This is a genomic window from Actinomadura sp. NPDC049382, from assembly GCF_040677125.1.
GTDB lineage: Bacteria > Actinomycetota > Actinomycetes > Streptosporangiales > Streptosporangiaceae > Spirillospora > Spirillospora geliboluensis.
Map to the genome: position 1 here is coordinate 1 of NZ_JBFARO010000227.1, position 6,182 is coordinate 6,182.

Consider the following 6,182-nt stretch of genomic DNA (forward strand, 5'->3'; position numbering starts at 1 on the left):
GGGCGCCGGGCGCCGGGCGTGCGGCGCCCGCCGCCCGCTGCGGATGGGCGCTGTCGGAGCGCGGCTGGGCCGGGACGACGAGGGTGCCGAGCACCGCGACGCTCATCCGGTCGAGCGCGCGCACCGACTCCTCGACGTCCTTGCGCTTGGCACCCGGGACCTCGACGACCACGAGCGCGGTGTCGGCGGCCTCGGCGATGGCCTGCGCGTCGGCGCTGCTGCTGGTGGACGGCGCGTCGATGACGACGTAGTCGGTGTTGGAGCGCAGCTGGTCGATGACGTGGACCATCTGCCGCGTCTGGAGCAGCTCGTAGGCGAGTTCGGTGTCGACGCCGGGCGGGACGACCCACAGCCGCTTCTGGACGGGGGAGCGGACCATCGCGTCGCGGAGCGTGCGCACGCCGAGCAGCACCTCGGCGAGCCCGGTGCTCCCCGGGGCCTCCGTCAGGCGCGCCGACTCCTGGGAGTGCAGGTCGGCGCAGACGAGCACCACGCGCGACTGGGTGCGGGCGAGCGCCGCGGCGAGGTTCGCGGCGGACAGGCCCGCGCCGGGCCCGTCGGTGGCGCTCGTCACCAGGATCACGTGGTTGCCGTGCCCGAGCACGGCGTTGAGCTGGTGGCTCAGCTCGTGCACTTCCTGCCCGTTGCGACTTCGGGCGGGCAACAGCCCCAGCCGTTCGCCCTTGGCGCCGGGCTGGAGTTCCAGCAGGACGGGCATGTCGAGCATCCGCTCGACGTCCGCGGCGCTGCGCAGCCGCGTGTCGAGGCGGTCGCGGACCGCGCCGACGCCGAGGCCGACCAGCAGGCCGGCCATGAGGCCGCCGGTGAGGAAGAGCGGCACGTTCGGGCCGCTCGGCTGCGAGGGCGTGGCGGCGTTGCTGATGATGCGGCCCGGGTTGATGGTGGTGGTGCTGAGGGAGCCCAGCCGCCCGGTGAGCTCGGTGATCTGGCGGCTGATGATCTGCTGCTGGCTGCGCGCGTAGGTGCGGGTGGCGCCGCTGTAGCGCGGGATCCGGTCGAGGAGGTCCTTGTTCTTCTCGCTCAGTTCCTCGATCTTCTTGTTGATGACGTCCATCTGGCGGGCGAGGTTCGCCTGCGCGGACGCCGTGCGCTGGTTGAGGTACGCCTGCGCGAAGAGGTTCGCGCCGTTCGCCGCGCCCCGCGGGTTGTCGTCGGTGTAGGCGATCGTCAGGACGCCCGAGTTCGGGGGGACCGAGACGGTGACGTGCGACAGCAGGTGGTTCTCGGAGTCCTCGTACTTGAGGAGCCGCTTGGCCTCCTTGGCGACCTCGAGCGACTTGGCCACCTGGGCCTCGGTGTCGAGGTTGACGTCGGTCTTGCTCTTGGAGGCGGCCGGGGCGGCGTCGTCGAACCCGGTGGGCGCCACGAGGACCTGCGCCTCGGCGGTGTAGGTCTTGGCCAGCGTGAACGTGTACGCGGCGACGCCGGCGAGGACGAACGCGGCGCAGCACACGACGATCCCCCAGCGCCGCCGTATCAACCCGGTGTAGTCGACGAACTCTTTGGAGGGTGCTGGACTAGACGACACTTCAGTCCCTTCGCGGTCACCGCCCCCGCCGCCGCGCGAACTGTCCGGTCCGCCGGGGCTGGCCGCCGGAGTCGCCGGGTGTGGTGGGGGGCGTGGCGTCGCGGTCACTATATAGCGAGCGCGCGCACGGTTCAGACAAACAGCGCGCACGCGGGCATCGCCGGAGTACCACCTGTGCGCGGGCGGGGCCGGCCGTTCGGGCGGCACCGCGGCGTCCGGATGTGGTCTGGCGGCGGGTACGGCCCGCCGCTAAGCTACCGCAGGCTCCCCCCATGAGTATCAGTCGGGTAACTCTCGCCTCAAGAGGCGCGGCCCGCGACACGATGGGCGCATTGGTCAATACTTCATTCCTTCCTAGGATTCCCCGCCGAGGAGGCTCAAGTGTCGCGTCTGCGCCGTGATGCAGCGGTTGCGGTGACGGCATTGGCTGGGATCGGCCTCGTGGCCGCCCCGCAGTTCGCCGAGGGCCACCAGGTCCCGGCCGCCAGTGCCGCGCTAACCACCGGGAAGATGCCCGTCGAGACGCCCTACGGCGGAACTCCGAACATCGAACCGAACCAGGGCGGCTGGGCCGGTGTCGTCTACGCGATGACCCAGGTCGGCAACAAGATCATCGTGGGTGGGAAGTTCAAGTCGGTCAAGCAGGGCGACACGACCTACCCCGTGACGAACCTGCTCGCGATCAACGCGACGACCAAGCGCCTCGACACCGCCTTCAAGGTGCAGCTCGACGACGAGGTCCTCGCGCTCGCGCCGGGCGCCGACGGCAAGTCGGTGCTCGTCGGCGGCAAGTTCAACACGGTCAACGGCAAGGCCCGGCCGAAGCTCGCCCGCCTCGACGTGGGCACCGGCAAGGAGGTCGCCGACGGCACCTGGAAGACGCCGGGCATCAAGGGCGGCGCCGTCTTCGACATCGAGCAGGCGCACGGCCGCCTGTACATCGCCGGGCAGTTCACCACGGTCGCGGGCGTGGCGCGCAACCGCCTCGCGGCCCTCAGCCCGACCACGGGCGGGCTGTCGACCAAGTTCGGCGTGGTCCCGTTCACCGGCGTGCACAACGGCGGAGTCACGCGCGTCCGGCGGATCGCCGCCACCCCCGACGGCACGAAGATGTACGCGCTCGGGAACTTCCGTACGGCCGGCGGCCAGGAGCGGCGGCAGTTCGCCCGGCTGAACCTCGGCGACTCCTCCGACGCGCTCGACGCGAACTGGAAGACCGACGGGTTCGCCACCTCGTGCAACACCGTCTTCGACAGCTACGTGCGCGACATGGCGATGTCGCCGGACGGCAAGTTCGTCGTGGTCGGCTCGACGGGCGGCCCGTACGGCACGTCCCAGCTGTGCGACAGCGTCACCCGCTGGGACACCGCCGACACCGGCTCGAACGTGAAGCCGGCGTGGACGAACTGGACGGGCGGCGACACGATCGACTCGGTCGCGGTCTCCGGCGCGGCCGTGTTCGCCGGCGGGCACCCCCGCTGGTCCAACAACCCCACCGGCCGCGACAGCGCCGGCCCCGGCGCGGTGACCCGCCCCGGCCTGGCCGCCCTCGACCCGCGCAACGGCGTCCCGCTCTCCTGGAACCCGGGCCGCGACCCGCGCGGTGACGGCGCGTGGTCCCTGCTGGTGACCTCCGAGGGCCTGTGGGTCGGCAGCGACACCAACTACTTCCTGCCGCCCGCGTCGCACAAGTTCCGCGGGAAGATCGGCTTCTTCCCGTTCGCGGGCGGCGCGACGCTGCCCGAGGACGCCACCAAGCAGCTTCCGGGCAAGGTGTACATCGCGGCGCCCGGGTCGGTCGTGCAGCCCAACAAGCTCGTCTCGCGCACGCTCGACGGCACGACCGTCGGCACCGAGGTCACCGAGTCCGTCTCCGGCGGCATGAACTGGTCGGACGTGCGGGGCGCGATGCTGATCGACGGCGTCCTCTGGTACGCCAAGGCCGACGGCAAGCTGTACAAGCGCACGTTCAACGGCACGGCCGTCGGCGCGGAGCAGTTCGTCAACCCCTACGCCGACGCGCAGTGGGACGCCGACGAGCCGGCGTGGAAGGGCCGCCAGTCGGACTTCTACAGCTCGGTGACGGGCGGCCGCACGCTCGGGATGTTCTTCGACAACGGCCGGATGTACTACACCCGGTCCGGGAGCTCGGCGCTGTACTACCGCTACTTCACGCCGGAGAGCGGGATCCTCGGCGCCATCGAGTACACCGCGGCGTCCTCCGGCTGGTCGAACGTCCAGGGGATGTTCGTCTCCGACGGTAAGCTCTACTACGTCGCCAGTGACGGCAAGCTGAACGCGGTGAAGTTCACCGGCGGCGCCCCGAGCGGGAGCCCGACGGTGATCAGCACGGCGGACTGGCGGGGCCGCGGCCTCTTCGTCGGCTGATGCTCCGTTCGCCGCGGAACCGCACGAAGGCAGCCGATTCCTCGTGTGACCTGTAGCGCGGCAGTGATAGAGGGCCAGGCGCCCGCCCGAGTGCGGTGGGCGCCTGGCCTTTACGTGCAAGGGGGGGTCTTCTTCAGATGGCCATGACGAGAAGGGGCCGCTGGGCGCTCGGTGCGGGGGTCGGCGCGGTCGTTCTGGCCACGGGCGTCGTGGTCGGCGTCCAGGCCGGCGGGGGCTCCGAGGAAGGGCCGGGCTGCGCGGTCTCCGCCAAGCTGGTCCCGGAGTGCGGCCGGTGGTGGGGCGTCGCGCCGGGCGTCTTCACGAGCAAGTCGACGGAACGGGCCCTCACCGACTTCGAGGACAAGACCCGCCGGCCCGCCGACGTCCTGCACATGTACCACCGGGACGGGGAGGTCTTCCCGACCGACCGCCAGATCGCGATGGCCCGCGAGGGCGGCCGCCGCCGGCTGCTGTTCCTCAACTGGAAGCCGGAGATGGGCCGGACCTGGGCGCAGGTCGCCGCCGGGGACCCGGCGGTCGACGAGCACATCGACGACATCGCCCGCCGCATCCGCGACGTCCATCCGCAGCGCTTCTTCCTCGCCGTCCACCATGAGCCGGAGGAGGAGGTCCGGCCGCAGCCCGGCTCGGGGTACACCGCGCGCGACTACCGCGACATGGTCCGGCACGTGATCAAGCGGCTGCGGGCCGGCGGCGCCGACAACGTGGTGACCGTGATGGCCTACATGGGGGTCCCGAACTGGGGGTCGCAGCCCTGGTTCAACGACCTCTACCCGGGCGACGACGTGATCGACTGGGTGGCCGCGGACCTGTACGCGGACAAGTGGGTGAGCGACTTCGCGACGCTGGTCAACAAGAGGCGTCCGGACTATCCGAACTGGCCCGGGTTCTACACGTGGGCGTCGGCGCGCTTCCCGAAGAAGCCGCTCATGCTCGCCGAGTGGGGCACCGTGAACCGCAAGAACGACCCCGACTTCAGCCGGCGCTTCTTCGCGTCCGTGCCGCGCCAGCTTCCGCAGTACCCCCGGCTGAAGGGCCTGCTGTACTTCGAGTCGCCGAAGACGCCCGTGGGGGACACGAGGTGGAACGCCACGGGTGCCTCCGCGCAGGCATTCCGGCAGATCGCCAAAATGCCGGAGTTCAACCGCCTGACACCGCCGTAGCCGGCTCTCGCCCGCGGCCCGTGGACGGGGACCCGTCCGCGGGCTCGGCGAGCAGCGACCGGCCCGCGAACACGACCACGGCCAGCAGCAGGTAGCCGTAGATCCAGCCGCCGTACACGTCGGTGATCCAATGCTTGCTGAGGTACCAGCGCGTGTAGCCCTCCCAGAACGCGAAGGCGGCGAACAGGCCCCACGCGGTGGCGCGCACCCGCGGGCCCGCACGCAGGTACGACAGCGTGATCAGCACGATCGCGCCGTAGATCGAGATCAGCCGGGCGCACCCGCCCGACGGGTAGGTCCCGAGGGTCGTCGGCGGGTGGCCCCGGTCGACGAGCGCGCCGAGCGCGGTCTGCTGGAAGCGCTCCACCAGGATGACCGAGCCGATCAGCAGCATCGGCACCCACGCGCGGCGGCCCTTCCGGACGGCGACGATCGTGAGGGCGATCGCCCCGGCCAGCCCGGCGTACCGGGTCGGCCACACGTTCCCCGACTGGGTGAGGACCTTCATCGCGTCCGTCCAGGCGCCGGACCGCACGGTGCGCTGCGCGAGGTTGAACATCGGGACGTCGTGGGCCCGGAGGAGCCGCTGGAACAGCTCGCCGAGGGGCAGGCACACCACGGTCACCACGAACGTGCCGGCGCCGAGGAAGACGCCGAAGGAGGCGACCGGGCCGAGCGTCCCGTCGAGCTGCTCGCGGGCCGCGCGCAGCCGCACGGCCGGCGCCGCCCGCGCGCCCGGGGGACGGCTCGCCCAGGCGTATCCGATGATGAACGACAGGACCAGCCCCACCGCGCACAGGGCGACGAGAGCGACCATCAGGCGGTCGGCGGGCGGTCGTCGCCGGTCGCGGGACCGCCTCCCGCCGGGCCGCCGGGCCGCGGGCCGTTCGGGGGCGCGGCACCCGGCGCGGGCGGGACCTGCGGCCCCTGCGCCGGCGGGACGTGCGGTCCCTGTGCGGCCGCGCCGGGACCGGCCGCGGGCGGGGCGCCCGGGCCGCCGGCGGCGGGCGCCGGCCCGCCCGCGGGGGCGACCGCCGGCCGCCGCGGGGGGGGGGGAACGG

At 72.2% G+C, this 6,182-nt stretch carries 4 protein-coding genes and 1 pseudogene; 2 read left to right on the forward strand and 3 right to left on the reverse strand.

All coding sequences use genetic code 11. The features are described from left to right. The coding region (locus tag AB0K34_RS45710) for an AAA family ATPase (protein WP_364554780.1) at window positions 1-1,549 on the reverse strand (1,549 nt) is incomplete at its 3' end. 414 nt (window positions 1,550-1,963) lie between these two features. Between AB0K34_RS45710 and AB0K34_RS45715 the strand changes: the two genes are divergently transcribed. Both AB0K34_RS45715 and AB0K34_RS45720 read left to right on the forward strand, forming a co-directional pair. Beyond that, window positions 1,964-3,937: a hypothetical protein gene (locus AB0K34_RS45715; protein WP_138634108.1), complete on the forward strand. Its 1,974-nt coding sequence runs from the start codon at window positions 1,964-1,966 to the stop codon at window positions 3,935-3,937. Between the two features lie 143 nt (window positions 3,938-4,080). Continuing rightward, window positions 4,081-5,121 carry a hypothetical protein gene (locus tag AB0K34_RS45720; RefSeq protein ID WP_138634105.1) on the forward strand — a complete coding sequence of 347 codons (1,041 nt, stop codon included), beginning with the start codon at window positions 4,081-4,083 and terminating at the stop codon, window positions 5,119-5,121. Here AB0K34_RS45720 and AB0K34_RS45725 read toward each other — a convergent pair. Continuing rightward, complete coding sequence (locus AB0K34_RS45725; RefSeq protein WP_364554782.1) at window positions 5,099-5,938, reverse strand: phosphatase PAP2 family protein; 840 nt, start codon at window positions 5,936-5,938, stop codon at window positions 5,099-5,101. The genes AB0K34_RS45720 and AB0K34_RS45725 overlap by 23 nt on opposite strands. Continuing rightward, a pseudogene (locus tag AB0K34_RS45730) lies at window positions 5,938-6,182 on the reverse strand (hypothetical protein); the annotation flags it as partial. The pseudogene AB0K34_RS45730 and the gene AB0K34_RS45725, both read right to left, overlap by 1 nt.

What these genes read in the sequence shown, in the direction of transcription:
- AB0K34_RS45720 (WP_138634105.1), top strand. Translation starts at nt 4,081, where the DNA reads ATGACGAGAAGGGGCCGCTGGGCGCTCGGTGCGGGGGTCGGCGCGGTC.
- AB0K34_RS45725 (WP_364554782.1), bottom strand. Translation starts at nt 5,938, where the DNA reads ATGGTCGCTCTCGTCGCCCTGTGCGCGGTGGGGCTGGTCCTGTCGTTC.